Raw genomic sequence first — 26866 nt, 5'->3', positions numbered from 1 at the left:
CCCCCCCCCGGCGCGGGGTTCTGGCCCCCCCCCCGGGGTGTTAACCCCCCCCCCGCCCGGGGGCCCCCTGTCGCGCCCCCCCCGGCGCGCCCGCGGCTCTACCCACAATCCATCAGCGATTGTAGGAGCGGCATCAGCCGCGAAGCTGATGAACCCTCGGATTGCGAACATATCGGCAATTGCAGCATTGCCAGCTTCGCGGCTGACGCCGCTCCTACAAGCGTTTTGTCGGTAACGCCTCTGCCGAGCATGGCTCGGCACTACAACGCGGCTGCGCTACGCACCTCCACCGTCACGTGCACGATCTCTTCGTGGATCGCCAAGGCGCGATGGAATACCTCCGGCGCTACCACCGTTTCGGTCACCACTTCCATAGCGCAGGCATAGCGGCCACGGCCGACCTGCCAGACGTGCAGGTCGCTGATCTGTGCAGGCACATCGCCTTGCTCCACCGCCTCGCGGATCTCAGCCACCACCGGTGCGTCCATCTCCGCATCAAGCAGCACGCCGCTGGTCTGCTTGATCAGGCCCCAGGCCCAGACCGACACCAGTACCGCACCAACAATGCCCATCAGCGGATCCAGCCAGGAGGCGCCGAAGTACAGGCCACCGAGCAGGGCGATGATCGCCAGCACCGAGGTCGCCGCATCGGCCAGCACATGCAGGTAGGCCGAGCGCTGGTTCAGATCATGGTGATGATGGTGGTCGCCATGCGCGTGGTGGTCATGCCCATGATCGTGACCATGATGATGGTGTTGATCGCGCAGCCACCACGCACACAGCAGGTTCACCGCCAACCCGACCACCGCGATCGCAATGGCCTGCTGATAATGGATGGGGCTGGGTTTGAACACGCGCAGGATGGACTCGAAGGCCATGATCGCGGCAACCCCCAGCAACAGGATCGCGCTGGTGAACCCAGCCAGGATCTCGATCTTCCAGGTCCCGAAAGCAAAGCGCGGATCATCGCGGTAGTGCCGTGCGCAGGCATAGGCAAAGGCCGCCAAACCAAGCGCCAGCGCATGCGAGCTCATATGCCAGCCATCCGCCAGCACTGCCATCGAGTTGAACCACCAGCCACCGGCGATCTCCACCACCATCATCACGATGGTCAGCACCATCGCGCGGCGGGTGTTCTTTTCCGCCATCGGATTGCCTTCGCTGAAGGCGTGGCTGTGCCGGCGGGATTGGGCGAGTGCGGCGAGTTGCATGGAAGCTCTACGGGGCGGGAAGTCGGCGTGATTCTATACCCCCATGGGGTATATGATGTCAGCCATGGCTCATATCCAACGCGACAAGAAGAAGCTGCTGACCCGGGTGCGGCGCATTGCCGGCCAGGTGACGGCGCTGGAACAGGCACTGGAGGCCGGCGACGACTGCGACGGCGTGCTGGTGCAGATCGCCGCCGCCAAGGGCGCCATGCACGGGCTGATGCTGGAGGTGATGGCAGGTCATTTGAGTGACCACGTCGTGGCCGAGGCGGACCCGGCCAAGCGCGCTGCCGAGGCCGAACTGCTGCTGGAACTGCTCAAACGCCATGCGCGCTGACCTCGCCAGCCCCTCCCCCGCCCTGAATACCCGGGCCAGGGCGCGGTTTGCCGCAGCATGTAAAATGACCAATTTTTAGTCAGGACCATGGCGAAAGCATCCGAACGGGCGCCCGTTCTGGGCCCGGCGTTCATTCGCCTGCTGGCCCGTTTCAACGACGAGGGAACATCCCCTGCGGCGCCTGCGGTGCCGGAGCGGCTGGCGCAGTGGTTCGACTGGAACCGTGCCATCACCCTGTCCAAGGCGCTGGACAACCCGCCGCCGGAGCCCGAACCCGGTGCCGACTACGCGCCGGCGCAGGATGCTGAATACGCCAACGTGCGAGCCAAGCTGGTGGAGGCCATCCAAGCCGAGATCGACCTGAGCCCGCCACGCAACCCGGCGCCTGCCGACGCCGAGCTACCGCCCGGCTTCGCCCCCTACCGCCAGCATTATCTGAACCAGCAACGCGCCATGCAGACCGCCAGCGGTCGCCTGCGCGGCCGCCTGCGTGACATGCTGGCCCGGCAATCCCCGGCCAAGGCACGCTTGGCCGAAGTCGACGCGGTGATGGAAGCCACCCTCAGCCCGCGCGAATACAGCCTGCTTTCCCATGTGCCGGTGCTGCTCGGCCTGCACTACCAACGGCTGCTCGCTGCAGCCGCGCACGACCCCGCCGATGCTCCCGCATCGGATGCCCCCGCGGCACCCACCGGCCCCTGGCTGGTCACGTTCCGGCAAGACCTGCGCATCGCGCTGCTGGCCGAACTGGATGTCCGCTTCCACCCCATCGATGGCCTGCTCGCAGCGCTACGCACCCGGTAATCCGTACCTCATGTCCAGAAACCTCGTTGCTGTCGTTGTTTTCCTCGTTGGCCTGCTGGCCGTGTGCTGGATCGGTGTGGGCTATGCCGGCACCCACCCGCTGGCCGCGGTGGTCGCCGCGATCATCGCTGCATGTTATCTGGCCGGCGCGGTGGAACTGTTCCGCTACCGCCAGGCCACCAGCACCCTGCAGCAGGCCTTGCCATCCATCGGTGAAGCGGCAGACAACCTCGATGGCTGGCTCAGCCGCCTGCAGCCGGGCCTGCGCGGTCCGGTGCGCCTGCGCGTGCAGGGCGAGCGTGTCGGCCTGCCCGCACCTGCGCTGACCCCGTATCTGGTCGGCCTGCTGGTGCTGCTGGGCATGCTCGGCACCCTGCTCGGCATGATGGCGACCCTGCGCGGCACCGGCCTGGCGCTGGAAAGCGCTACCGACCTGGATGCCATCCGCAGCTCGCTGGCCGCACCGGTCAAGGGTTTGGGTTTCGCCTTCGGCACCTCCATCGCCGGTGTTGCCAGCTCGGCCGCACTCGGCCTGCTGTCGGCCCTGCTGCGCCGTGAGCGCGCGCAGACCGTGCAGGAACTGGATGCCGGCATCGCCAGTCAACTGCGCACGCATTCGCAGAGTTTCCAGCGCGGCGAAACCTTCCGCCTGCTGCAGGAACAGAACGCGCTGATGCCGACCCTGGTCGAGCGCCTGCAAGCCATGATGAGCAGCCTTGAGCAGCAGCATCAGAGCAACAACGAACGCCTGCAGGCCAGCCAGCAGGAATTCCACCAGCGCACCGAAGCGGCCTACAGCCAGCTCGCGGCATCGCTGCAGCAGTCCATGCAGGCCGGCATTACCCAGCAGGCCAATGCGGTGGGCGCCGCACTGCAGCCGGTCGTCGATGCAACCATGGCCGGCTTGGCGGACAAGTCCAATGCCCTGCATGCCAGCATCGACAGCGCCGTGCACAAGCAGCTCGACGGCATCAATGCCGCGGTACAGAGCGCGGCCGCAACCGCGGGCAGCAGCTGGAACACGGCGCTTGAGCAACAGCAACGCAGCAACAGCGCGCTCAACGAACAGCTGCAGCAGGCGTTGGCGCAATTCACCAGCAACTTCGAGCAGCGCTCCAACAGCTTGATCGACGGCGTTGCCACGCGCATGGAAGACAATGTCAGTCGCACTGCCGATGCCTGGCGTGATGCACTGGCACAGCAGCACAGCGCGCATGGCGAACTTGCACAGCGCAATGAGCAGGCCTTGCTCGCAGCCTCGTCTTCGTTTGAACAACACGCCCAGTCGCTGCTGTCTTCACTGCAGCAATCGCACGAACAGCTACAGAGTGCATTCGCCGAGCGCGACGAACAGCGTCTTGGCCAATGGTCGCAGGCGCTTTCGGCAATGGTCGGCACATTGGACAGCAGCTGGCAGCGCAATGGCGAAGCGGTCGCCCAGCGCCAGCAGCAGATCTGCGACAGTCTGGCGCAGACCACCCAGAGCATGAGCGAACAGCAGCAGGCGCAGGCCCGCGACACCATCGCCGAGATCTCGCGCCTGGTGCAGACCGCCTCCGAGGCACCGCGTGCCGCCGCCGAAGTGGTAGCCGAGCTGCGCCAGAAGCTGTCCGACAGCATGGTCCGCGACACCGCCATGCTGGAAGAACGCAGCCGTCTGTTGTCGACGCTGGAAACCCTGCTCGGTGCGGTCACCCATGCATCCACCGAACAGCGCAGCGCAGTCGACGCCTTGGTCAGCACCTCGGCCGATCTGCTCGAACGCGTCGGCAGCCGCTTCAGCAACCAGCTTGAGAACGAGACCAGCAAGCTCGATCACGCCGCCGCCAACGTCACCGCCAGCGCGGTCGAAATGGCCAGCCTCGGCGATGCCTTCGGCAGCGCGGTACAGTTGTTCGGCCAGTCCACGGCAGCCTTGAACGAACGCCTGCAGCTGATCGAAAGCGCGTTGGACAAGTCGCTGACCCGCAGCGATGAGCAGCTGGCTTACTACGTCGCGCAGGCGCGCGAAGTGGTGGACCTGAGCATGCTGTCGCAGAAGCAGATCATCGGCGAACTGCAGCAGCTGGCCGAAGCCCGCGACAACGCCGGAGCCTGAGCGCGATGAGCGACGAAATCGAATTCGACGCCGAATCCAGCGCCACCACCTGGGCTGCATTCGGCGACCTGATGTCGGTGCTGCTCGGTGCCTTCGTGCTGATCCTGGCCAGCGTTATCGGCATCCAGTTGTTGCTGCACAACCGACTGGATGAAGAGGTCAAGCAGCGTCAGGAACAGACCGCCAAGCTGAAGACGCTGGAGCAGGCACTGGCTGCACCGCTGGCGGCTGGCCGCGTGACGGTGATCAACGGCCGCATCGGCATCAGCGGCAGCGTGTTGTTCGCGCTCAACTCCGACCAGCTGCAGCCGGAAGGCCGTGAGCTGCTGCAGAGTATCGCCGCGCCGTTGCGCGACTATCTGGGCGCACGCGAGGAGATCCTGATGGTCAGCGGCTTCACCGACAACCAGCCGGTGCGTGTGGTCCATGGCCGCTTCGCCGACAACCTGGAGTTGTCAGCGGCGCGTGCGCTCACCGTCACCCGCACCCTGATCGCCGACGGCGTGCCGTCGCAGTCGGTGTTCGCTGCCGCTTTCGGCGCCGAACAGCCAGTCAGTAGCAATGATGACGAAGCTGGCCGCGCCAAGAACCGTCGCGTCGAGATCGCGCCGATCCCGCGTCCCAAGCAGGATGGCAAGGACGATGCCGCGCAATGATGCCCGCTGATTCGGCAGCACTCGCACAGCTGCAGACCTGGCGCGAAAGCGGTGCGGATCGTTTCGATCCGCCACGTTTCGAGCTGATCGCGGCCCTGGCACAGCGCGCACAGCGCTATGCCGGCAGCGCGCGCGAACAGCTGGATGCGCGCCTGTCGCTGCTGACCGACGCGTATGCACAGCTTGTAGCTGTTGAAGTTGCCGAGCCTGCGGCGAAAACCCGCATGGAAAGCCCGTTGCAATCATTGCTGCTGCAGCTGGAAGCAGATCCGCTGCAATACCAGTTGCCGCTGAGCACCTCCAACGCGACAGCTGGTAACGCCGACACTGTGGATGGCAACGAAGCAAGCTTGATGCCGGCACTGGATGAGTTCCAGCAGCTATGGAGCCGCATCCGCATCGACAGCCTGCTGCGCCAGTGCCTGGACTCGCTGCCCGAAGATGCCGGGCCGTTGAATTCCAGCGTGCTCAGCTATCGCGCGATGGCGCTGATGCAAGACCTGTCGCCGGAGTATCTGCAGCACTTCATCGCCTATGTCGATGTGCTGACGTGGATGGAGCAGCTGGGTGCAAGCAGTCCGCAAAGCAGTGCCGGGCGTGCTGCCGGCACACGCAAGCCAGCGCGCGCGGCCACAAGCAAACGCAAGAAGCCCTAGCACTACGGCGCGCAGCTCACGCCAGCGGCAGCTGCAGACTGAATACCGTGCCGTATGCTGTTGAAATCACCTGCACCTGCCCACCATGCGCCTGGGCGATGGCGCGGGTGATCGCCAAACCCAAGCCTGCACCCTCACCATGGCCACGCCCGCGCGAACGATCCGCGCGATAGAAGCGGTCGAACAATCGCGGCAATACATCGGCAGGAATCGGCACACCGGGGTTACTGACCTCGATGCAGCAGCGTCCATCGCTGCTGCGGATGCGGATCTGCACCACGCCGCCGGGTGGGCAATGCTGGATGGCATTGGAAAGCAGATTGGCGATAGCGCGGTGAATCATCAGGCGGTTGCCCTGCAGCGCGGCATCGCCGTCACGCTGCAGCTGCACCTGCTTGTCTTCGGCCAATAGACCGTAGAACTCCAGCAACGTATCCACCAGGTCGCCAATTGCCACGCGTTCCCGCATTGGCAACGCATCCACCGTTTCTGCCTGGGCCAGATACAGCATGTCCGTCACGATCCGCGACAGCCGCTGCATCTCCTCGGCGCAGGAGCCCAAGGCATCGCGATAGGCGGCGTTGTCACGCGGCTGCGCCAGCACCACGTGCACCTGGGTGAGCAGGTTGGTAATCGGCGTGCGCAATTCATGACTGAGGTCGGCGGAGAACTCGGACAGCCGCACGAAATCGTTCTGCAGCCGCGCCAACATGCTGTTCAAGGTCTGCGCGAGGTGATCGAGTTCGGCCGGCGCCGTGCCCACTGACAGGCGCCGGTCCAGATGCTCGGTGGTGATCTGCCTGGCTTCGTCGGCCAGGCTTTGCAGCGGCTGCAACGTGCGCCGCACCACGTAGCCACCGAGTAGACTGCTGGCCACCGCCGCCAACACGATGCAAGCCGCAAGCAGCTGGTGGAAGCCGCGCAGGAACGGCGCGTGGCGCGCACCATCAATCGCCAACAGCAAGGTCAACGGACGGCCCTGCTGCATCTGGCGCAGATGCAGGACGATGAAACGGTTGCCATCTGGCAGACGCCACAGTTGCTGTCGCTGCTGCGTCGCGGGTGAATGCCGCTGCGCATAAGCCAGCAGGCTCGGCGGCGCGGTGGAGAACAGAGCATTGCCGTCGCCATCGCCAATCCAGAACGCGATATCGGGGTGATGACCCAGCGCTTCACCCAGGCGCTGACCGAGTTCCTGTGGCGCGACCGTTGCCGCCATATCGCTGATCAAGGCCGCCTTGTTCTCCAGCTCGGCGCGATCCAGCGCGTTGAAGTTGTGGCGCACCGCCTGATCGATGGCGATGCCGAGTACCGCCATCACCAACACGCTGATCGTGGCCAGCAGAGCGGTCAGCCGCCAGACGGTGGAGCGCCGCCGCGTCACGCATCGTCACCGGCGGCTGGCGCTTCCAACACATAGCCCATGCCGCGCACGGTAACGATGAGCTTATCGGCGAAGTCATCGTCAATCTTGGCCCGCAGCCGGCGCACCGCGACATCGATGACATTGGTGTCGCTGTCGAAGTTCATATCCCACACCTGCGATGCGATCAGCGAGCGCGGCAGCACTTCACCCCGACGCCGTGCCAGCAGTTCCAGCAAGGCGTACTCCTTCTGGCTGAGCGCGATGCGGTGACCGCCGCGTTGCACGCGGCGGCGCAAGGTATCCACCACCAAATCGGCGATGACGATGCGCTCTGCCTGCGGCTGTTGCTGTCCTCGCCGCAACAAGGTGCGCACCCGCGCCAGCAGTTCGACAAAGGCGAAGGGCTTGACCAGGTAATCGTCGGCGCCCAGTTCCAGGCCCTGCACGCGATCAGGGATACCGCTGCGCGCAGTCAGGAACAGCACCGGCAGCGGATTGCCGGCGTCACGCAGCCGCGCCAGTACATTCCAACCATCCATGCCCGGCAGCATCACGTCCAGGATCAGCAGCTGATAGTCGCCGCTACTAGCAAGGTGCAGGCCGTCCACACCGTCGGCGACCAGATCCACTACATACCCGGCCTCTTCGAGCCCTTGGCGCAGATAGCTGCCGGTCTTGGGTTCGTCTTCGACGATCAACAACTTCATTGCGGGTCCTCGAAGCAGCGCTGGCTCAGGCGGTGGGGTCAAGCGTACCCAGTACCGCGACACATGCCAGCACCAGCAGCGCCAACAGCGCTTCAAGCGACAGGCTGCGGCGCAATGACCGCAATGGGTTGGCGGCCTTGTTCTGCAGTGCCGCGGCCAATGCAGGCACCGAGCGCCAGCGGTGCAAGGCTGCCAGCAGCAGCATGCCGGCCACCAACAGCAGCTTGAATGACAGCCAGCGCCCGTGCGTGGTGCTCGTCAGGCTGGCCAGGCTGCCGCCCAGATCGAGGTAGCTGATGCTGCCGGTCAAGGCCAGCAACGCGACGATGACCGTGCCAGGCAGCGCAAAACCGCGCAGGCCGGCCAACAGCGCCGCCGCGCGTTCACCTTGCGGCTGTTGTTGGCTGCGCCGCAGCAGGCTCAGCAAGGCGACGATGGCGCCCAGCCACGCACCGGCGGCTAGCAGATGGACGATGCCTGCCAACAGTCGCGGCCAGCCCTGCAGGTATTCACCAGCGCCGGCATGTCCGTTCCAGGCAAGGCTGGCCAGCGCGATGCCTGCCAATGCTGTCTGTGGCAGCAGTTGGCGCGCGTGCTGCCTCCGTGGCAGCAACAGGAGCAGCAGCAAGGCCAGCACCGCGCCGCGGACCAGCGCGGCGCGACCGGCAGTGGTGGCGCCGATGAACCAGGCAAGGTCGTCCACACCCAATGCATCCGGTGCGATGTCGAGCAAGGTGGACACACGCAATGTCGCGTCCAGCAGCACCATGAGCAGAACGCCGATGACCAGCAGCAGGCCCCAACTGCGCCAGCCCAGCAGCGGCGCCAGCCGCTGACTGCGCGCGAACAGCGGCACGCCGAACAGCAGCATCAGATCCACATACAACAGGAAACGCAGCGCGTAGACAAAGGGTTCCGACATCATCCGGCCTGCTTACTTGACGCTGAAATCGATCTCGCCACTCATCGGGTGGCTGTCCGATCCCACGGTGCGCCACTGCAGGCGATAGTTGCCCGGTACCAACGGTGCGCTGGGCACGGTGCGCAGGGTTCGGCCATCGGCAAGTAGCTGCGCAGGCGCCACTGCCACCTTCATCCACAAGCGGCCATGGCCCATGAGCAACTCGGCGCGCGAGCCGCGTGCGAGCAAGGCTTCACTGAAGGTCACGTCGATCTGGGTTGGCGCGGCAACTGCTGCACTGGCGGCGGGGCTGGAACTCACTACTCGCGGATGCGCCATCGCCGTAGATGACATGAAGACGCCGGCCAGCAACACAGTGGCAGCGGAGAGAGAGAAACGACGAAGCAATGACATGACCGGCACCTGCAGAAGAGGTGCTCAGGCTAGGCGCACGCAACTGTCATCGGCCTGACCTGGAGATTACGAAACTGTCAGGAGCTGCGGCAGAACTGCATCATCGCCGTAGCCTGCTTGTTTGTGGGAGCGGCGTGAGCCGCGAAGCTGGCAGCGCTGAAGCCATGGGCATCCGTGCCATCTGAGGATGTAGCTGCTTCGCGGCTTACACCTCTCCCACAAAAAATCCGATACCAGAGGTCTGGTATCGGATTCTGGGTGACGCAAGTGCATAACCCGACTCTGACCCCGGCTCCGCTTACTGCAGCGCGGCGGTATCCACCAGCACAAGCTCGGAGTCTTCCAGCGCGGTGATGCGGATGCTGGTCTCGCCAGTGATGGCAGCACCATCGCGGGCTTCCAGCAGCACGCCACTGACCTCGACCTTGCCGGTGTTCGGCACCAGGTAGCCGTAGCGATTGCTGTCGGTGAAGTGGTACTCGGTGCTCTCGCCGGCCTTCAGCGTGGCGCCCAGCACGCGGGCGTTGGCGCGGATCGGCAATGCATCGTCGTCACCTTCCATGCCACTGGCCAGGGTGATGAAGCGGCCCGAGCGCTCACCCTTGGGGAAGGGCTTGCTGCCCCAGGACGGCTTGCCACCGCGCTGGTCCGGGAAGATCCAGATCTGGAAGATCTTGGTGACACCGGCCTCCAGGTTGTATTCGGCGTGGCGGATGCCGGTACCGGCACTCATCACCTGCACATCGCCGGCTTCGGTACGACCCTGGTTGCCCTGGTCGTCCTTGTGGGTGATGGCGCCTTCGCGCACATAGGTGATGATTTCCATCTCGGCATGCGGGTGCGCCGGGAAGCCGGTACCGGGCTGGATGGTGTCGTCGTTCCAGACCCGCATCGCGCCCCAGTTCATGCGCTTGTTGTCCTGGTACTCGGCAAACGAGAAGTGGTGCTTGGCGTCGAGCCAGCCGTGATTGGCTCCACCGAGGCTGGCAAATGGGCGACGTTCAATCATGGCGTTCTCCTGAAAGCAGTGGGGTTTCGATGGGGGCAAGTCTAGGCCTGCACCTCAATGTCGAGAATAGAAAGTATGGAAATGCATTCTTTCCATTTGTGACATGATCGCCCCACCCTGCCCTGCGAGCCGCCGTCATGAACCGCCTGCCTGACCTGGAAGCCTGGGCGATCTTCGCCAAGGTCGCCGAAGCCGGCTCCTTCGCCCGTGCCGCCGAGGAGCTGCAGCTGTCGCAGGCCACCGTCTCCAAGGCCATCACCCGGCTGGAGACGCGTATCGGCACCAGCCTGTTCCACCGCACCTCGCGTCGCATGTCGCTGACAGCGGCCGGTGAAGCGGCGTTGGAACGCGCGGTACGCATCCTTGATGAAGGCGAGGCGGTCGAGGCCGAAGTCGCCGACCGTTCGGCGGCGCTACGCGGCCTGATCCGGCTGGCCGCGCCGATGTCGTTCGGCGTGTCGCGGCTGGCACCGCTGCTGCCAGAGTTCATGCAGGCCCATCCTGACGTGGAACTGGATATCCAGCTCAGCGACCAGATGGTGGACCTGGTGGCCGAACGCTTCGACATGGCGCTGCGCATCTCCACGCTTGCCGACTCCAGCCTGCGTGCGCGCCAGCTATGCCAGGTACGCATCCTGCTGGTCGGGTCGCCTGCCTACTTCGAGGCGCACGGGCGGCCCATCCATCCGCGTGATCTGGTCCAGCACCGCGGCTTCCAATACAGCTATACCCGCAGCGGCAACACCTGGCGTTTCCGTCACCCGCGCCACGGCGAGTTCGCGCAGACCGTGCCGCGCCAACTGCAGGCCAACAATGCCGAGATATTCGATGCCGCCCTGCAGGCAGGACTCGGTCTCGCCCTGCAGCCGGAGTTCCTGGTCTGGGAGCAACTGCGTGATGGCCGCCTGCAGACCGCCATGGACGACTGGAAGGTCGAACCGCTGGCGCTGAGCATCATCACCCCGCCCGGCCTGCATCGGCCGGCACGGGTACAGGCCTTGATCGACTACCTGGCGCTGCGTTTGGAGAAGGAACCGTGGGCGGCAACCCCTGCAACTCCGTGATTCTGGCTATTCTTGCCGCCTCCGTACCGGTCAAGCCGGCCACATCACGCATGGAGCATTGATGAAAGCACTTTGGATCACGACGTTGTTGCTGGCTTGCCTCCTGCCAAACGCTGCGCGTGCCGAACAGACACCTGAAGACGTCGGTCGCGCCTACAAGGAAGCAATCAACGCGCGCGGCATGGCCGCAATGACGGATTTCATACATCCGGAGGAACTGCAGCGGTTCAAGTCCATGTTCGCGCCATTGCTGACCGAAGAACAGACCGAAAGCAGCGCCGCACTCCTGCATATCTACTTCGGCGACGATGCATCCGTTGAGAGCGTTCGCGAAATGCCCGCAGGCATTTTCATGGCTCGCATCATGAAGTTCGCTGAATCACAGATGGGAGGTGCTGCCGTGCAGATCGAGGATCAGCAGTTCCTTGGATCCGTCAACGAAGGTGCCTTGGTTCACATGGTCACCCGCAACACTGTCAGCGTCGGCGCCATACGCCTTACCAAAATGGAGGTTGTCAGCATGAGGCCCTACGGCGACAGCTGGCGAATGTTGCTATCCGGCGACGTGGAAGGCATGGCCAAGGCCATCCGCGCCAGATTTGAAAAAGGCACCGCTGAAAAGCTCAAGTGAGCAATTTGACAGTGCCGCCTGCACGGCCGCGCCATCAGCTTGCCGTCCAGCACCTAGAGGCCGCGCCCGCTGACGATGTAGTAGATCTCGTCCTTATGCTGCGGATGCGGGCCTATGCCTGCGCGCTTGTGCAACACGCGCTTGCGCATCACGAAGGGTAGATCGCTTGCTTCGGCGAAGAGGGAATAGGCAGTGATCGGTCCGGCGCCGCCGTGCGGGCGCGATTGCTGGCGACCGATGCCGCCCTTCAGGCTGGGCTGGGCTGGGCTGGGCTTGGCCTTGCAGCCCGAGTTCCTGGTCTGGGAGCAACTGCGTGATGGCCGCCTGCAGACCGCCATGGACGATTGGAAAGTGGAGCCACTGGCACTGAGCATCATCACCCCACCCGGTCTGCATCGGCCGGCACGGGTACAGGCCTTGATCGACTACCTGGCGCTGCGTTTGGAGAAGGAACCGTGGGCGGCACCTGGCCGGCATAGCATCTGATCGAACGTGGCCATGAGCCGGTCCTCAACGACCGGCTTGCAGGCAATCAGAAGCGGACTTCCGCACCCAGGGTGAGCGTGTCGGCACCATTCACTTCGTACTCTTCGTCGTTGTAGTTGTAGTCCGCTGAGTACAGGTAGCCGGTGTACATCAGCTGCAGGTTGAAGTGGCGGTTGACGTCCACACCAACGCCAACGCCTCCGTAAAGACCATCGGCACTGACCTTACCCCAGTAGTCATCCGACTTGGCGCGCCAGTAGCCAGCACGCACGGTGCCGAACCAGGCACTGTTCCTGCCGAAGCTGAAACGCGCATTCGCGCCGATATTGGTGAACCTGACCTCAGGCACCAGAAAGTCCTTCTCGTGCGTTTCCCGCAGCTTGCCTGCACCAAGCTCGATACCCACCTGGGCGAAATCTTCGATCTGCCAGCGATAGCCCGCACTGGCGGAAACCGCACGTTGGTCAGCATCCTCATAGACCCAGCCAGCACCACCCTGCACGCCGACGAAGAAGCCAGACTGTGGCTGCTCGCGCTTGGGCGATGTGCCGCCCCACTGCGGCGCAGGCGCCGCGGCTGGTGCGGTGGCGACGGAGCGCTGCTGCGCACTCTCGCCGACCGCTGAAGGCTGCGCTGGCGTTGTAGCGGCGGGGGCAGTCTGCTGGGCGCGGTAGGCGGCCCAGCCTTTGGAAATGGACTGCGCATCGGCAGCGCCGGCAGTCAGCAGCAACAACGGAACGAGTGCGGCAAGGCAGGTCTTCTTCATCTGATTCCATCCTGGATGATGCGTATTCCATTCTTCCTGAGCCGAACCGCCACGCCCGCAGGACGCGCGCCGCCCACGTCTGCTTACGCAGAACCGGCGTTCTTCTGGATCGGAAGCCCCTAGGAACGGCACATTGGGGGCGGCCCGGAGCCGTGTCAAGCCAGGCCGACAGCGGCATCGTTGGCCTGCCCGCAGGTGCCGATGAAACAGCAACATTGGGAAGATGCCGCCACCGATCACCGCGGCGATGAGCCCGACATTGCCCTCGAACTGCGCGGTCAACGCGTAGCTGGATACGCCAGCATCAGCACAAGATCTTCCTCTCCGGTCTGTTGCAGCGCATGGCTGCTGCCGCTGCGGGTGAGCAGAGCGTGGCCGGGGCCGACGTCGTATTGCTTGCCGTCCAGCACGTACAGCCCGCGACCGCTGACGATGTAGTAGATCTCGTCCTTGTGCTGTGGATGCAGGCCGATGCCGGCACCTTTATGCAGCACCCGCTTGCGCATCACGAAGGGCAGATCGCTTACGTCGGCGAAGAACGAGTACGCGGTGGTTGGACCGGCACCGCCGTGCGGGCCAGGTTGCTGGCGGCCGATATCCTGGTCGCGGATGACCTGTGAGCCATGCGGGTTGGCTGCGTCCTGCTTGGCCGCCGTAGCAACCGGTGCTGCGGCACTTGGCGTCGATGGCGAAGCGCCCTGCCCTGCGCTGATCGCGCCGCAGTCGATATCGCGCTTCAGCGTTGCTTTCATCTGCGGCGCGATATCAGCCCAACCGCGCATCACCAGACACGCTACTGCGGTTGCTCCAGCCACGCTGAAGTGGGTGCCATCGGCTTTGCTCTGCTCGGGCACGAACATGAAATAGGGCTTGGCGCCCTGCTCGCCCAGCGCGCGTATCCACGCCATCGAACTCGCATTGAGATCGATCAGCTGCACGTCCTGCTCCTTGGCGACCTGCTTCATTGCCAGCGTGTAACGACCATGCGTGTCGAGCAACGCACCGAAGTCATAGAGCAGGCGTGCGACGGGGGTGATCAGGATTGGCATTGCGCCTTTCGCACGTGCAGCTGCGATATAGCGCGAGAGAAACTGTTGATAGTCGCCGTCTGGATCGGTGTAGCGCGTCGCGTCTTCAAGCTTTGCGTCGTTGTGACCGAACTGGATCAGCAGTATGTCGCCAGGCTGCAGTTCCTTTTCGATTGCAGCAAGCCGCCCTTCGTTGATGAAGCTGCGGGTGCTGCGACCGCCGACGGCGTGGTTGCGTACCTGCCATTGGCTGTCGTCGAGCCAGCTTTGCAGCACCTGACCCCAACCGGCTTGCGGCGCGCGTTCTGGCCCATAGCTTGCGGCTGTGGAGTCTGCGGCTATAAAGACGCGGTGGGGAAGTTCGTTGGCTTTGGCGCTGGCAAGCAAAGCGCTTAGGAGGATGAGACAGATCGCTGGAATCTTCATGTTTTGCGTTGTGCCTTTAAGCCCCTCTCCCTTTGCGGGGTGAGAGGGGACGGTTGGCGAACGTGTCGTCGTGTGCATCGATATCCACAAACAACAAAGGCGCCCGCAGGCGCCGTTGTCTGCCCGCAAGGGCGCTACTGCATGCGTGGACTTACTTGCCCAGCACGCTCTTCACGTAGGCGACGATGTTGTCGTCCTGCGCGTTGTCGAAGAACGCCTTCTGGAAGCGCTTGCCGCCGACGGCCTGCTTCACCAGTTCCTGGTCGATGGCCTTCAGGCCTTCGACGAAGTCCTTGGACGCGCCCTGCTTCACCTGCGCCAGAATCCCGGCATTGGCCATCTGCGATTCCTTGCGCTCGGCCGGGTAACCCTGGCCGCGCTCACCGGCAAATGCCTTCTCGAAGATGTAGCGGATGTTGATTTCCGCGCCCCAGCCGAAGCCCTTGGCGAACGGCAGTGCCAATGCGTTGCCGCTGTTGACCTGGGCGAACAGGAAGGCGTCGGTCGGCTCGATGCAGTAGCCGCAGTACACGCCCGGCCATGCATTGAGCGACATCATCGCGCCCTGCCCGGTGCCGCAGCCGGCAACCACGAAATCCACGGCCTTGGCGTTGAGCAGCAGCGCTGCGCAGATGCCGAGGTGGATGTAGGTCAGGCGGTGATCGTTGTCACCGTCCATGCCAACGTTGAATACGTCGTGGCCCTGTGCGGCGGCGACGGTGTTGAGCTGTTCCAGCACCACCGGATTCTTGGCGGCCTGGCTGAACTCCTGCATCAATGCGATTTTCATTGCGTGACTCTCGATTAGGGGGAAACGTTGTTGTTGATGGGGTGGAAGCTAGTGCAGAAGCAAGAGCTCCCCTCATCCGCCCCTTCGGGGCACCTTCTCCCGCAAGCGGGAGAAGGGAAATCTGTGCTGCTAGCGTCTGCTGCTTGGCTGGCGCCGCTCGCTATTGCTACGTTCGTTGCCATCGCTGTAGCCGTTGTTGCCTTTAGCTTTAGCTTTAGCTCTAGCTTTGCCTTTGCCTTTGCCTTTGCCTTCAGCTTCAGCTTCAGCTTTGCCTTCAGCTTCAGCTTTGGCTTTGGCTTTGGCTTCTGCTTTGGCTTCTGCTTTGGCTTCTGCTTTGGCTGTTGCTTTGGCTGTTGCTTCGGCTCCTGCCTTGGCTGTTGCTTTCCCCTCTCCCGCATGCGGGAGAGGGGTAGGGGTGAGGGCGCTTCTGGCTCTTCAGCTTTACGCTTCCGACCTGCGTTTCAGCTTCCCACTCACCACCTTCAATCCTTAACGCGCCAACCAACCACCATCCACCGGAATGATCGCGCCGTTGACGTAATCCGACGCGCTCGACGCGAGGAACACCGCGGTGCCGCCCAGGTCTTCCGGCTTGCCCCAGCGGCCGGCCGGGATGCGGTCCAGGATCGCTTTGTTGCGGTCTTCATCAGCACGCAGCTGCGCGGTGTTGTCGGTGGCCATGTAGCCCGGGGCGATGGCGTTGATGGTCACGCCCTTGCCTGCCCACTCATTGGCCAGCAGACGGGTGATGCCGGCAATGCCGCTCTTGGAAGCGGTATACGACGGCACCCGCACGCCACCCTGGAAGGACAGCATCGAGGCGATGTTGATGATCTTGCCGCTGCCCTGGGCGATGAACTGCTTGCCTGCAGCCTGGCTCATGAAGAACGCGGACTTGATGTTGACGTTCATCACGTCGTCCCAATCCTTCTCGCTGAAATCCACCGCGTCGGCACGGCGGATCAGGCCGGCGTTGTTGACCAGGATGTCGATGCGACCCAGGCCGGCAATGGTTTCAGCAACCACGCGCTCAACCGGCTCGATGCTGATCAGGTTGGCTTCGATGTTGAGAAAGCGGCGGCCCAGTGCGCGCACCTTCTCGGCGGTCTCGTCGGCCGGGACGATGCCGGCGCCGGCAATGTCGGCACCGGCGGCGGCCAGCGCCAGCGCGATGCCCTGGCCCAGGCCGGTATTGGCACCGGTTACCAGTGCGACCTTGCCTTCGAGACTGAATGGATTCGTCATGGTGTTCCTCTCCCAGAGCGGTAGTTCGATGGTGCTGCCGGCGGCGGTGCCGGAGCGGGGCGATGGCGCCGGAGTGGACCGGTCAGCGCATCTGTCCAGTGGCCCGCCGCTGCAATCCGCGGGCCTGCCGGGCGATTCTAGCCAATTATGGAAACCGGTGTCATTTTGCACTGCAAGATAAGCGGTTTCCTTTGTAAAACAAAAACTTGGGGTCAATCAGTCCTGCGGCGGCTGACAGGAATCGCGCACGATCAGATGTGGGCGCACGCTGGCCATCGGCATGGCGGTCTTGCCCTCCGGCTGGATCAGCATCGCGGCCGCTGTTCTCCCGGTGTCACGGGTGTTGCGGCGTACCGAAGTCAGCGATGGCCACAGACGGGATGCCAAGGGGCTGTCGTCGTAACCGACGATCGACAATTCGCGTGGAATGCTGATGCCGGCGCGCATGGCTACCTTGTAGACGCCGGCGGCCATTTCATCGTTACCGGTGAAGATCGCGGTCGGCCGTTGCTTGCCCAGCAGCAGCTTCTCGGCCGCGGCCACACCGGATTCGAAGGTGTAACCGGCCTCGATGATGCGCGCCGGCGGCAGTTCGATGCCACGTCGCTCCAGGGCTTCAAGGAAACCTGCGGTGCGTTCATGGGCCGAGCGGTAGGCGGTGGGGCCGGTGATCAGGGCGATGTCGCGGTGGCCCAGCGACAGCAGGTAATCGGCCGCTTCGGCGGCGCCGTCACGGTCGTGGGTGATCACCATCTGCGAGGTTTCATCCAGCGGCAGCGAGGCGATGCGGGTGAAGCGGCAGCCGATCTCGTCCAGCATGTCGGCCAGCGCCTGGTCTTCGGACGCGCGCGGCACCAGGATCACGCCGTGCAGCTTCTGCTGCTGCACGAAGCGCTTCACGCCCTCGATGTAGCCGGGGCTGCGGGTGTCGCAGGGGTGTACGACCAGCTCGAAGCTGGAACCGCGCAGCGCATCCAATGCACCGTTCTGCATGTCCACCACGTATTGCGCGGTGGGGTTGTCGTAGACCATGCCGATCAGGAACGAGCGCCGGAACGCCAGTCCACGCGCCAAGGGGTCTGGCGTGTAACCGACTTCGCGCATCAGCGCCTCGACCTTGTCGCGGGTGTCTTTGCGCACCAGCGGCGAGTTGTTGATGATCCGCGAGACCGTCTTCTTGGAAACCCCCGACAAACGCGCGATGTCGTTGATGGTGGCTGGCCGTCCCAGCGCTTTGGGCGTGGCGGCGACATCGGCATTCTTGCGCAAGGGCTTATCCTTGAAACCGTTCAATACATTCATTCTATCGGGCCGCACTCAATCCAGAGCACGGTAGCGGAACTGGCGGAAATGGACCTTGCCATTGCCGGCGGCGTAGATGGCCGGCTTCAGTGCAAGGAATTTCCCCGCCACATTGTGATGGTAGCCGGAGACTTCCATCTGAACAGGATACTTCTGCCAACTGCTGCCGTCCTTGGAGGTGTGGACGGTGAGGATGTGGCGGTTGTTGGTCACCCGCAACCACAGCTTGCCGCCAGTGGCGCTGGGCTGGGGCCGGGTGGGGCGCTCCTCGCCGTAGCGGTGGAGGATGAACTGCTCGCCATTGCTACCCACGCCGGCGTACAGGCGGTCACTGTAGAACAGCAGGGCGCCAGCGAAGGCACCGGGCTCGATGTCCATTTCCACTTCGAACTGATAGGCGACGTCACCGGCAATGGCGGTCAGCGGTGAGCTGTCACGTGGGGTTGTGCCCTTGCCCTGCAGGCTCATGCCGTCCTTGTCGAAGGAGAGCCGCTGGTACTCGTCACGGGCCGGGTTGAAGAACGACCACTGCGGGCCGAGCTTGCCGCCCTTGAACTCATCGGACAGCGCCATGCCATGCGGCAGCGCTTCACCGGAGGGCTTGGCCAGCGGCGCGCCCAGATCGCCGCCCTTGGCGACGAACCAACCATCGTCGGTCCACTCGATCGGTTCCAGCAGCATCTGCCGGCCCAGCGTCCAGTAACCGTTCTCGTAGCCGTGGTACATCATCCAGCCGCGGCCATCGGTGCCTTCGATCAGGGTGGCATGGCCACGCGACCACCACGGCTCGGCGCGATCGACGGTGCGGGTGATGGGATTGTTCGGCGCGTTCTCCCACGGCCCGTGGATCGAGCGCGAGCGTGCGGTGATGACCATATGCCCGGTCGGTGGACCGGCAGTGCCGCCGACGGCGGTGGTCATGTAATACCAGCCATTGCGCTGGCTGATCTTCGGGCCTTCCTGCGCATACGACTCCACGTCCCAGCTTTCCGGGTAACGCCAGCCGTCATAGACGTGCCTGGGCTTTCCGACCACGCTCAGGCCGTCGTCGCTGATCTGCACGTAGTCGCCACCGGACAGGAACAGGTAGCGCTTGCCGTCCTCGCCGACCGCGTGACCGGGATCGATGTAACCGGACAGGCCAATGTCGATCGGTTCGCTCCACGGGCCCTTGATGTCGTCGGCCCAGACCACGAAGTTGCTGCGTGAATCGCCGGTGCGTGCCGGGAAATAGATGAAGTAGCGACTGTCGTGCTTGATGATGTCCGGCGCCCAGATCGCGCCGACGTTGGTGGTGATGGCATGGCCCAGCGGCTGCCAGTTGACCAGGTCGCGAGAGTGCCAGATCGGCAGGCCCGGGTAGGCGTCGAAGGAGGACAGGGTGAGGTAGTAATCATCACCGTCCTTGAGCACCGACGGATCCGGGTGGTCGCCGGCCAGCACCGGGTTGAGGAAGCTGCCATTGCCCAGATCGGCCATGCGCTGGTGCTCGATGCCGCGCTTGGGACTGGTCGGTGCATCGGCAGCCCAGGCCGGTGCGGCGGCCAGCAGGCATGCGGTGGCCAGCGCGGCCAGGGTACGGGTCACGTTCATCGACATCTCCAGGTTGAAGGCGCGGCGGATACGCCAGCGTCAAACCACGGCTGCGGACAGGCGCGAACCTGCCCGCAGCGTGCATGCATCAGCTACGCAGCAGGGCCGGCAGCCACAGCGACAGTTCGGGGAAGAAGGTCACGATCAACAGCACCAGCAGGCCGGCCATCCAGAACGGCCAGATGGTCTTCATGCTTTCGCCGACGCTGATCTTGCCGATGGCGGTACCGATGAACAGCACCGAGCCCACCGGCGGCGTGACCAGGCCGAGGCCACCGGTCAGCACCAGCACCAGGCCGAAGTGGATCGGGTCGATGCCATAGGCCTTGGCCACCGGCAGGAAGATCGGCGTGCAGATCAGGATCATCGGTGCCAGGTCCATGAAGGTGCCCAGCAACAGCAGCATCACCACGATCATCAACAGCACCATGTACTTGCTGTGCGCGAAGGACTGCAGGAAGTCCACCGCCGCCGCAGGCACCTGCAGGTAGGCCAGCAACCAGCCGAACACCGCAGCGGTGGCGATCACGAACAGGATCACACCGGTGCTGCGTGCCGCATGGATGACGGTTTCGAAGAACTCCTTGATGCGCAGCTGGCGGTACAGCACGGTGGTCACCAGCAAGGCGTAGACCACGGCGATGGCGGCCGATTCCACCGCGGTGAAGATGCCGGCACGGATACCGAAGAAGATCAGGCCGACCAGGCCGAGGCCGGGCAGGGCGGCAACCAGCCGCAGCAGCACCGCACGCCAGCCCGGGAAGGCTTCCACGCCGTAACCACGGCGACGCGCAACCACATAACCGGTGATCATCAGCACCAGCGTCATCAACAAGGCCGGCACGATGCCTGCGGCGAACAGATCGGCAATGGACAGGCCACCACCGGCCGCGGCCGAGAACAAAATCAGGTTATGCGAAGGCGGTACCAGCAACGCCACCAAGGCGGCGGTGATGCTGACGTTGACCGCGAAGTCACGGTCATAACCACGCTTGACCATCTGCGGAATCATCGTGCCGCCCACCGCCGACACGTCGGCGATGGCCGAACCGGACACGCCGCCGAAGAACAGCGAGGACAGGATCGAGACCTGGCCCAGGCCACCGCGCATGCGCCCGACCAGCGATGACGCGAGGGAAATAAGACGCTCGGAAATACCGCCGCGCATCATGATTTCACCGGCAAAGATGAAAAGCGGAATGGCGATCAGTGAGGCCGAGCCGGTACCGGCCGAGATCTGCTGCACCAGCACGATGCTGGGGATGTCCAGGTACAACAAGGTCGCCAGCGCGGCGGCGGCAAGCGCATAGGCCACCGGCACGCCGATCAACAACAGCACGCCGAATACGGCGAAAAGAATTGCGATACCCATGACTCAGCGGTCCCCTTCGGCAGCGTTGGCAGCGGTGCCGGCGCCAACGCGCAGCGACAACAGCAGGCGATTGAGTGCGAACAGCGCCATCAGCGCACCACCGATGCTCAGCGGCAGGTAGTTCACGCTCTGCGGCAGGTTGGCACCGGCAGTCTTGATGTGCAGGCCGTCCAGCCACAACACCCAACCCCACCAGGCCAGGAAACCACCAATGGTGCCGACGATCAGCGGCACCAGCGCATCGATGACGCGCTTGACCAGCGGGTGCATCTGCTCGGCCAGCAGGAAGAAACCGAAATGGCGGTTGGTATACACACCGGCCGCCGCACCCATGCTCATCGTGGTGCTCAGCAGCAACAGCGTGACCGGCTCGGTCCAGCTCGGCGAATCATTGATCACATAGCGGGCGAAGACCTGCCAGCCCTGCACCACCACCAGCCCGAGCAGGGCGGCGACGGCGATGTAGATGACCACGTCGGCGAGTTTCTCCAGCACGCGCTGGAGTCCTGCCGGGGCCGCTTGTACGTTGGAATCAGACATCGGTACGGCCCCCTCAGGCGAAGTCGCGGATGCGACGGTGCAGCGCGGCGATATCAGCCTGCTGCAGGTAGTCACGCAGCAGCGGTTCGGCAGCGGCGCGGAATGCCGGCATGTCGACCGCATTCGACTTCACCCCGGCAGCCAGTACCGCCTCGCGGGCCTTGTCTTCGGATGCGTCCCAGGCGGTACGCATCACCTGCACGGATTGCCGCGCCAGATCGATCACCAGACGACGATCGGACGGTGTCAGCGCATCCAGGCTGCGGCGCGACATCAGCAGGATGTCCGGCGCATACGAATGCTGGCTTTCCGACCAGTAATGCGCGGCCTCGAAATGACGGCTGGAATGGAAGCTGCGCATATTGTTCTCGGCGCCGTCGATCATGTGCGTCTCCATACCGGAGAACGTGTCGCCCAGCGACATCGGCGTGGGGTTGGCACCGAACAGACGCATCAGCTGCAGGAAGATGTCCGAGCTGGCCACACGCAACTTCAAGCCGTGCAGGTCCTTGGGCGTGATGATCGGGTGCTTGGTGTTGTAGAAGCTGCGCGCACCGGAGTCATAGACCGCCAGACCGACCAGCTCGCGGCTTTCAAAGCCCTGCAGCACTGCATCGGCAATGCCGCCGTCCAGCGCGCGGCGCATATGCGCAACCGAGTCGAAGACATACGGCAGGCACAGCGCGCGGGTCAGCGGGAACGCATTGTTGAGCGCGCCGGAATAGACGCGGGTGATGTCGATGGCACCGAAGCGGGCCATGTCGATCGCCTCGGACTCACGGCCGAGCTGGCCGGAGTGGAACTGATTCAAGCCCAGGCGGCCGCCGGTTTCGCGCAGCAGCTGTTCGCCGATCCACTTCACCGCGGTGACGGTCGGGTAGTCGGCCACGTGTACATCGGTGGCGGTCAGCAGCTGGCTGCCAGCAGCCGCACCCTTGCCGCCGCCAGAGCAGGCGGCGAGTACCGGCATGGCCAATGCCCCCATGCCGGTTTTGAGAAATCCTCTTCGAGTAACCATAGCGCCCTCCAACGCGTTGCTACCGTGGCTGCCGGAATTACCCGGCTGGCACGGCCTTGCAGGAAATGTCGCCGTAACCGGCGAAGCGAATCAATGCCTGTTGGCCCACGGCAATGTCGTGGATGCCGGTGGCATTGCCGGTAGCGATCAGTTCGCCCTTCTTCAAGGGCCGGCCACGCTTGGCCGAACGCGACAGCGCGAAGGCATAGGCCGCACGCAGGCCGCCGGGCAGAGTGGTGGCACCACCGGTGCCGACCACCATGCCGTCGATCTCGGTCTGCGCCCGCAGCTCCGGCTCATCGCAGCGGGTCCAGTTCGGCACTTCGCCGCCCAGCACCAGGCCGTTGTTGTTGCCGAAATCGGACACCACCACGCGCGGACCGAGCACATTGATGGTCTTCAGCGGGCTGCTGGCCACTTCCACGCCGATATAGAGCTTGGCCGGCAGCGCTTCGGCTTCTTCCGGGGTCCAGTCGAGCTTGTCGGCCGGGGCATCGGCCAGCAGTTCCAGCACGTATTCGGCCTCCACCGCGGCGAAACCGCCAGCGGCCGCAAATACCGGGATCTCCACGATGCTACCGGTAGCATTCCAGAGATTACGTTTGAAAATTGGGCCGAGCAGGCGATCGTCGCCGGAGCAGTCGCGGCGCTCGGCGGCGATATAGCCGACCTTCCAGCCGACCACGCTGTCATCCCAGCGGCCGATCGCCAGATCCTGCACCTGATAGGCGGTGACCAGGTCGTCCGGGATCGCACCGGGGAAATCCGGAAGCGAACGGCCATCGCGGCGTGCTTCCACAAAAGTGCGGGCAATCTCGTCCAGCGCGGCTGGCGCCTGCGGCTGGCTGCCTTGGTCGTTGCTCAAGTGACTCTCCTGGTGACTTTGCTGCACTGCCCATCGACAGTGCTGTGACTGGCTGTATAAGGTAAACCGGTGTCATCTGACAATGTGCACTGCACCAGAAGCTGTACCACGCCCTTAGCCCAGACCTGACCGCCACGCCCATGATTCGTTTGAAACCCTTGCTGCAGCTTGCTTTCGCCGCTTTTGTCGGATTGCTGCCGGCAACCGTATTAGCCGCCACCGATGGTGAACCGGCAGCAGGGTCGGCTGACCGTATCGCGCTATGGCCGCAGGGCATGGCACCGGGGGACAAGCCGCTGTCGCAGGTGCAGCGCATCGTTGAACGCAGCAGCGATCCGGCCCTGCCGGACCGCTATATCGAGCATGTCAGCTCACCCTATCTGGTGGCCTATCGCCCAGCCAAACCCAATGGCAGCGCATTGCTGGTGATCCCTGGCGGCGGCTATCAGCGCGTCGTGCTGGACAAGGAAGGCACGGCGCTGGTGCCAGCCTTGGTGGAGCAGGGTGGAGTGACCCTGTTCGTATTGCGCTACCGGCTGCCGGGCGAAGGCCGCACCGACCGCGAAGCGGCACTCGCCGATGCGCAGCGTGCATTGCGGCTGATCCGTCACCACGCCAAGGACTGGGGCCTGGACCCGCAGCGCATCGGCACGATGGGGTTTTCCGCCGGCGGGCATCTGGCCGCGCGACTGGGCAATGGCTTTGATCGCAATCTCTACCCGCACAGTGACGCGATCGACGCTGAAAGCGCACGCCCGGACTTCCAGCTGCTGATCTACCCGGTCATCAGCATGCGCGGCGACGACGTGCATGCGGGCTCACGCGAACGCCTGCTGGGCAGCGCACCCAGCGACGAACTGCAGCAGCAATACTCGATGCAGCTGCAGGTGCGCGCCGATACGCCGCCAACCTTCCTGCTGCATGCCGCCGATGACGACGTGGTGCCGGTAGGCAACAGCCTGCAGTTCTACGACAGCCTGCGCAGTGCCAAGGTCAGCAGCGAAATGCACCTGTTCCCACACGGCGGCCACGGCTTCGGCACACGCGGCACAGCGGGCCTCACGACAGCGGCATGGCCACAACTGGCCCTGAGCTGGATGGCATCGCAACAACCCCGCCGCTAAAGCCCCTCTCCCTGCGGGAGAGGGGTTGGGGAGAGGGCGAAGCGCGCCCAATCCCCACCACCCCAGGACACCACCATGCCGCAAACCCCAAACAACCCCACCCGCCGCAGCTTCCTCCAGCAAACCACCCTGCTGGCCGCAGCAACCAGCCTTGCCACCCTCAGCAATCCCAGCTGGGCAAACACCGGCAGCAGCCCCATCGCCCGCGTCCGCAGCGGCCGCCTCGCCGGCCAGACCGAGAACGGCACGCACGTATTCCGCGGCATCCCCTACGGTGCCGACACCGCGCCACGCCGCTTCCAGCCCGCCCTGCAAGAACAACCCTGGCGCGGCATACGTGATGCGCTCAACTACGCCGCAGCAGCCCCACAAACCGGCAGCGAAGGCCCCGGTAGCGAAGACTGCCTCTATCTCAACGTGTGGACGCCAGCGCTGCGTGACGGCGGCAAGCGGCCGATCCTGTTCTACATCCACGGCGGCGCCTACAACAACGGCTCCGGCAGCGACCCGCTGTACGACGGCGGCAACCTGAGCCGACGCGGCGACGTGGTGGTGGTGACGGTCAATCACCGCCTCAACCTGTTCGGCTACCTGTATCTGGCCCAACTCGGCGATGAGACGTTCGCCGACTCCGGCAATGTCGGCCAGCTCGACCTGGTCCAGGCGCTGCAATGGGTGCGCCAACACGCCGCCGAATTTGGCGGCGATGCCGACAACGTCACCGTGTTCGGCCAGTCAGGGGGTGGCGCCAAGATCGCCACGCTGATGGCGATGCCGGCAGCCAGGGGGCTGTTCCACCGCGCCTGGACGATGAGCGGCCAGCAGGCCACCGCGGCGGGCCCGCGTGCGGCCACGCAACGCGCTCAGCTGGTACTCGATCACCTCAAGGTTGATCCCCAAGCACTGCGGCGCATGCCGATGCAGCAGCTGCTGGAGGCAGTGAAAGTGCGCGATCCCTCGCGCGTGGAGAACAGCAGCCTCTACGTCGGTCCGGTGCTGGATGCACGCAACCTGCCGGTACACCCGTTCTGGCCGCAGGCGCCGCAGCAGTCGGCGACCATTCCGATGGTGATCGGCAATACCCACGACGAAACCCGCGCCTTCCTCGGCAACGATCCAAGGAATTTCGAACTGAGCTGGGAGGAATTGCCGGCCAAGCTCGAAGCCCAGCAATACGTGGACCTGCTGCCATCGGTGGTGATTGCCGAGTACCGCCGCCTGTATCCGCAGTACACACCGTCCGAAGTGTTCTTCGCCGCCACCACCGCCGGCCGCTCTTGGCGCGGTGCGGTGGAAGAACTGGAAGCGCGTGCGCGCCAGGGCGCACCCACCTGGGCATATCAGCTGGACGGTTACGACCGCGATGGCGACGCCGCCAGGCTGCGCGCCTTCCACACCCTGGACATCCCGCTGGTGTTCCACAACAACCGCCAGCCCGGCTCCCGCACCGGCAGCGGCGCGGCGATGCAGCAGCTCGCCGACACGATGAGTGATGCCTTGCTGGCCTTCGCGCGACATGGCGACCCCAATCACGCGGGTCTACCGGCTTGGCAGCAATACGGGCTGGAACGCCGACAAACGCTGCTGTTCGACACACAAAGCCGGCAGATGGACGACCCGCGCGGCGGCGAACGCCGGCTCTACCAGCAGGCGCCTTTCATCCAGCGCGGCACCTTCTGAGGTGGTTGGCAGATAGTTTCAACGGAATCTTTACCTGCCTTGCCTAGACTGCGGCGATGACATTGCAATCGCCGCATCCCGAATTCGCCGGCCGCCAGCGCCTGCTGGACGGTATCGACGCCGCCTTGCAGGCCAGCGATACCCACAGCACGGTCGCCCAGGTGCAGGCTGTACTGGAACGCGCCATCCGCGATCCGCAGATCGTGCTGCCGGCCTGCGTGCACGCACCGGTGCATGGCCACTACGCACGCCGCGAGATCTACCGCAGCCCACAGCATGGCTACAGCATCATCGCCATGACCTGGGGGCCGGGGCAGGGCACACCGCTACATGACCACGACGGCCTATGGTGCGTGGAAGGCGTGTGGCAGGGCAGCTTGGATATCACCCCGTACCGGATGCTGGAGCGCGATGGTGAGCGCTACCAGTTCGCACCACGTGAGTGCCTGCACGGCTGCAAGGGCAGTGCCGGCAACCTGATTCCACCGGATGAATTCCATACGCTGCGCAACAGCGACGCCGAGCGGATTGCGATCTCGGTGCACGTCTACCAGCGGGTGATGGAGCGCAGCCACGTGTTCCAGCCGATTGACGACGCCCCACGCTGGTATGCGCGTGAGTGCAGAGAGCTGGGCCTGGACGCGTGAGCTGGCGGCTTTTGTAGGAGCGGCGAAAGCCGCGAAGCCGGCAATGCAAGCAACACCTGTAGTGGGGGGGGGGGGGGGGGGGGGGGGGGGGGGGGGGGGGGGGGGGGGGGGGGGGGGGGGGGGCGGGGCG

At 64.4% G+C, this 26866-nt stretch carries 28 protein-coding genes and 1 pseudogene; 11 read left to right on the top strand and 18 right to left on the bottom strand.

Translation table 11 applies throughout. The features are described from left to right. Positions 1 to 260: 260 nt before the first annotated feature. Positions 261 to 1211, bottom strand: a complete 951-nt coding sequence (gene dmeF, locus ACVOLZ_RS19035) for a CDF family Co(II)/Ni(II) efflux transporter DmeF (RefSeq protein ID WP_481517492.1) — start codon at positions 1209 to 1211, stop codon at positions 261 to 263. A gap of 64 nt (positions 1212 to 1275) precedes the next feature. Here dmeF and ACVOLZ_RS19030 point away from each other — a divergent pair, with 64 nt between their 5' ends. The 5 genes from ACVOLZ_RS19030 to ACVOLZ_RS19010 all read left to right on the top strand — a co-directional run bounded on the left by ACVOLZ_RS19030 (position 1276) and on the right by ACVOLZ_RS19010 (position 5762). Beyond that, on the top strand, positions 1276 to 1548 hold the full coding sequence (locus ACVOLZ_RS19030) for a metal/formaldehyde-sensitive transcriptional repressor (RefSeq protein ID WP_481517491.1): 273 nt from the start codon (positions 1276 to 1278) through the stop codon (positions 1546 to 1548). 87 nt (positions 1549 to 1635) lie between these two features. Next, complete coding sequence (locus ACVOLZ_RS19025) at positions 1636 to 2352, top strand: DUF3348 domain-containing protein (protein ID WP_481517490.1); 717 nt, start codon at positions 1636 to 1638, stop codon at positions 2350 to 2352. Positions 2353 to 2362: 10 nt separating this feature from the next. After that, complete coding sequence (locus ACVOLZ_RS19020) at positions 2363 to 4450, top strand: DUF802 domain-containing protein (RefSeq protein ID WP_481517489.1); 2088 nt, start codon at positions 2363 to 2365, stop codon at positions 4448 to 4450. A gap of 5 nt (positions 4451 to 4455) precedes the next feature. Beyond that, a complete protein-coding gene (locus ACVOLZ_RS19015; protein WP_481517488.1) occupies positions 4456 to 5106 on the top strand; it encodes an OmpA family protein in 651 nt (216 codons plus the stop codon). Then, on the top strand, positions 5103 to 5762 hold the full coding sequence (locus ACVOLZ_RS19010) for a DUF2894 domain-containing protein (RefSeq protein ID WP_481517487.1): 660 nt from the start codon (positions 5103 to 5105) through the stop codon (positions 5760 to 5762). Before ACVOLZ_RS19015 ends, ACVOLZ_RS19010 begins: the two co-directional genes overlap by 4 nt. Positions 5763 to 5778: 16 nt before the next feature. Here the strand turns inward: ACVOLZ_RS19010 and ACVOLZ_RS19005 are convergent, their stop codons facing one another. From ACVOLZ_RS19005 to ACVOLZ_RS18985, 5 genes are all read right to left on the bottom strand, one after another. Further along, positions 5779 to 7146 (bottom strand): heavy metal sensor histidine kinase, encoded by a 1368-nt coding sequence (locus ACVOLZ_RS19005; RefSeq protein ID WP_481517486.1) that lies wholly within the window; start codon positions 7144 to 7146, stop codon positions 5779 to 5781. Then, positions 7143 to 7835, bottom strand: a complete 693-nt coding sequence (locus tag ACVOLZ_RS19000; protein WP_481517485.1) for a heavy metal response regulator transcription factor — start codon at positions 7833 to 7835, stop codon at positions 7143 to 7145. Before ACVOLZ_RS19000 ends, ACVOLZ_RS19005 begins: the two co-directional genes overlap by 4 nt. A gap of 25 nt (positions 7836 to 7860) precedes the next feature. Further along, the gene (gene copD / locus ACVOLZ_RS18995) at positions 7861 to 8757 is read right to left on the bottom strand and encodes a copper homeostasis membrane protein CopD (protein WP_481517484.1); all 897 of its coding nucleotides are present in this window, start codon (positions 8755 to 8757) and stop codon (positions 7861 to 7863) included. Between the two features lie 12 nt (positions 8758 to 8769). Continuing rightward, positions 8770 to 9150 (bottom strand): copper homeostasis periplasmic binding protein CopC, encoded by a 381-nt coding sequence (copC, locus tag ACVOLZ_RS18990; protein ID WP_481517483.1) that lies wholly within the window; start codon positions 9148 to 9150, stop codon positions 8770 to 8772. A 298-nt stretch (positions 9151 to 9448) separates the two neighbouring features. Further along, complete coding sequence (locus tag ACVOLZ_RS18985) at positions 9449 to 10159, bottom strand: pirin family protein (RefSeq protein WP_481517482.1); 711 nt, start codon at positions 10157 to 10159, stop codon at positions 9449 to 9451. 137 nt (positions 10160 to 10296) lie between these two features. On the opposite strand from ACVOLZ_RS18985, the gene ACVOLZ_RS18980 reads away from it, so the two are divergent. Together ACVOLZ_RS18980 and ACVOLZ_RS18975 are read left to right on the top strand one after the other, a co-directional pair. Next, complete coding sequence (locus tag ACVOLZ_RS18980) at positions 10297 to 11223, top strand: LysR family transcriptional regulator (RefSeq protein WP_481517481.1); 927 nt, start codon at positions 10297 to 10299, stop codon at positions 11221 to 11223. A 61-nt stretch (positions 11224 to 11284) separates the two neighbouring features. After that, positions 11285 to 11854: a hypothetical protein gene (locus tag ACVOLZ_RS18975; RefSeq protein ID WP_481517480.1), complete on the top strand. Its 570-nt coding sequence runs from the start codon at positions 11285 to 11287 to the stop codon at positions 11852 to 11854. A gap of 59 nt (positions 11855 to 11913) precedes the next feature. On the opposite strand, the pseudogene ACVOLZ_RS18970 reads toward ACVOLZ_RS18975, so the two are convergent. After that, positions 11914 to 12081 (bottom strand): annotated as a pseudogene (locus tag ACVOLZ_RS18970) (cupin domain-containing protein); the annotation flags it as partial. Positions 12082 to 12091: 10 nt separating this feature from the next. Here ACVOLZ_RS18970 and ACVOLZ_RS18965 point away from each other — a divergent pair. Continuing rightward, on the top strand, positions 12092 to 12340 hold the full coding sequence (locus ACVOLZ_RS18965) for a LysR substrate-binding domain-containing protein (RefSeq protein WP_481517479.1): 249 nt from the start codon (positions 12092 to 12094) through the stop codon (positions 12338 to 12340). Between the two features lie 46 nt (positions 12341 to 12386). On the opposite strand, the gene ACVOLZ_RS18960 is transcribed toward ACVOLZ_RS18965, so the two are convergent. The 11 genes from ACVOLZ_RS18960 to ACVOLZ_RS18910 form a co-directional block, all read right to left on the bottom strand. Beyond that, the gene (locus ACVOLZ_RS18960) at positions 12387 to 13106 is read right to left on the bottom strand and encodes an outer membrane beta-barrel protein (protein WP_481517478.1); all 720 of its coding nucleotides are present in this window, start codon (positions 13104 to 13106) and stop codon (positions 12387 to 12389) included. A 278-nt stretch (positions 13107 to 13384) separates the two neighbouring features. Further along, positions 13385 to 14560, bottom strand: coding sequence for a GDSL-type esterase/lipase family protein (locus ACVOLZ_RS18955; protein WP_481517477.1), 1176 nt, complete (start codon positions 14558 to 14560; stop codon positions 13385 to 13387). A gap of 151 nt (positions 14561 to 14711) precedes the next feature. Then, positions 14712 to 15350 carry an RpiB/LacA/LacB family sugar-phosphate isomerase gene (locus ACVOLZ_RS18950; RefSeq protein ID WP_481517476.1) on the bottom strand — a complete coding sequence of 213 codons (639 nt, stop codon included), beginning with the start codon at positions 15348 to 15350 and terminating at the stop codon, positions 14712 to 14714. 14 nt (positions 15351 to 15364) lie between these two features. Continuing rightward, positions 15365 to 15748 (bottom strand): hypothetical protein, encoded by a 384-nt coding sequence (locus tag ACVOLZ_RS18945; RefSeq protein ID WP_481517475.1) that lies wholly within the window; start codon positions 15746 to 15748, stop codon positions 15365 to 15367. Between the two features lie 91 nt (positions 15749 to 15839). After that, positions 15840 to 16595, bottom strand: coding sequence for a 2-dehydro-3-deoxy-D-gluconate 5-dehydrogenase KduD (kduD, locus tag ACVOLZ_RS18940; RefSeq protein WP_481517474.1), 756 nt, complete (start codon positions 16593 to 16595; stop codon positions 15840 to 15842). Between the two features lie 216 nt (positions 16596 to 16811). After that, complete coding sequence (locus ACVOLZ_RS18935; RefSeq protein ID WP_481517473.1) at positions 16812 to 17897, bottom strand: LacI family DNA-binding transcriptional regulator; 1086 nt, start codon at positions 17895 to 17897, stop codon at positions 16812 to 16814. 15 nt (positions 17898 to 17912) lie between these two features. Further along, positions 17913 to 19490: a family 43 glycosylhydrolase gene (locus tag ACVOLZ_RS18930; protein ID WP_481517472.1), complete on the bottom strand. Its 1578-nt coding sequence runs from the start codon at positions 19488 to 19490 to the stop codon at positions 17913 to 17915. A gap of 88 nt (positions 19491 to 19578) precedes the next feature. Further along, positions 19579 to 20862, bottom strand: a complete 1284-nt coding sequence (locus ACVOLZ_RS18925; protein WP_481517471.1) for a TRAP transporter large permease — start codon at positions 20860 to 20862, stop codon at positions 19579 to 19581. A 3-nt stretch (positions 20863 to 20865) separates the two neighbouring features. Then, positions 20866 to 21402 carry a TRAP transporter small permease gene (locus ACVOLZ_RS18920; protein WP_481517470.1) on the bottom strand — a complete coding sequence of 179 codons (537 nt, stop codon included), beginning with the start codon at positions 21400 to 21402 and terminating at the stop codon, positions 20866 to 20868. Between the two features lie 13 nt (positions 21403 to 21415). After that, a complete protein-coding gene (locus ACVOLZ_RS18915) occupies positions 21416 to 22420 on the bottom strand; it encodes a TRAP transporter substrate-binding protein (RefSeq protein ID WP_481509265.1) in 1005 nt (334 codons plus the stop codon). A 37-nt stretch (positions 22421 to 22457) separates the two neighbouring features. Beyond that, positions 22458 to 23285, bottom strand: a complete 828-nt coding sequence (locus ACVOLZ_RS18910) for a 2-keto-4-pentenoate hydratase (RefSeq protein WP_481517469.1) — start codon at positions 23283 to 23285, stop codon at positions 22458 to 22460. Positions 23286 to 23425: 140 nt separating this feature from the next. Here ACVOLZ_RS18910 and ACVOLZ_RS18905 point away from each other — a divergent pair, with 140 nt between their 5' ends. The 3 genes from ACVOLZ_RS18905 to ACVOLZ_RS18895 all read left to right on the top strand — a co-directional run bounded on the left by ACVOLZ_RS18905 (position 23426) and on the right by ACVOLZ_RS18895 (position 26736). Further along, complete coding sequence (locus tag ACVOLZ_RS18905) at positions 23426 to 24409, top strand: alpha/beta hydrolase (RefSeq protein WP_481517468.1); 984 nt, start codon at positions 23426 to 23428, stop codon at positions 24407 to 24409. Between the two features lie 75 nt (positions 24410 to 24484). Continuing rightward, positions 24485 to 26089, top strand: a complete 1605-nt coding sequence (locus tag ACVOLZ_RS18900; RefSeq protein WP_481517467.1) for a carboxylesterase/lipase family protein — start codon at positions 24485 to 24487, stop codon at positions 26087 to 26089. A gap of 56 nt (positions 26090 to 26145) precedes the next feature. Next, positions 26146 to 26736, top strand: a complete 591-nt coding sequence (locus tag ACVOLZ_RS18895) for a cysteine dioxygenase family protein (RefSeq protein WP_481517466.1) — start codon at positions 26146 to 26148, stop codon at positions 26734 to 26736. Positions 26737 to 26866: the final 130 nt, after the last annotated feature.

It is taken from the genome of Stenotrophomonas sp. STEN020 (assembly GCF_056760195.1).
Note: the sequence above shows the minus strand (reverse complement) of the source record. Positions and strands in the feature narration are given on the sequence as shown.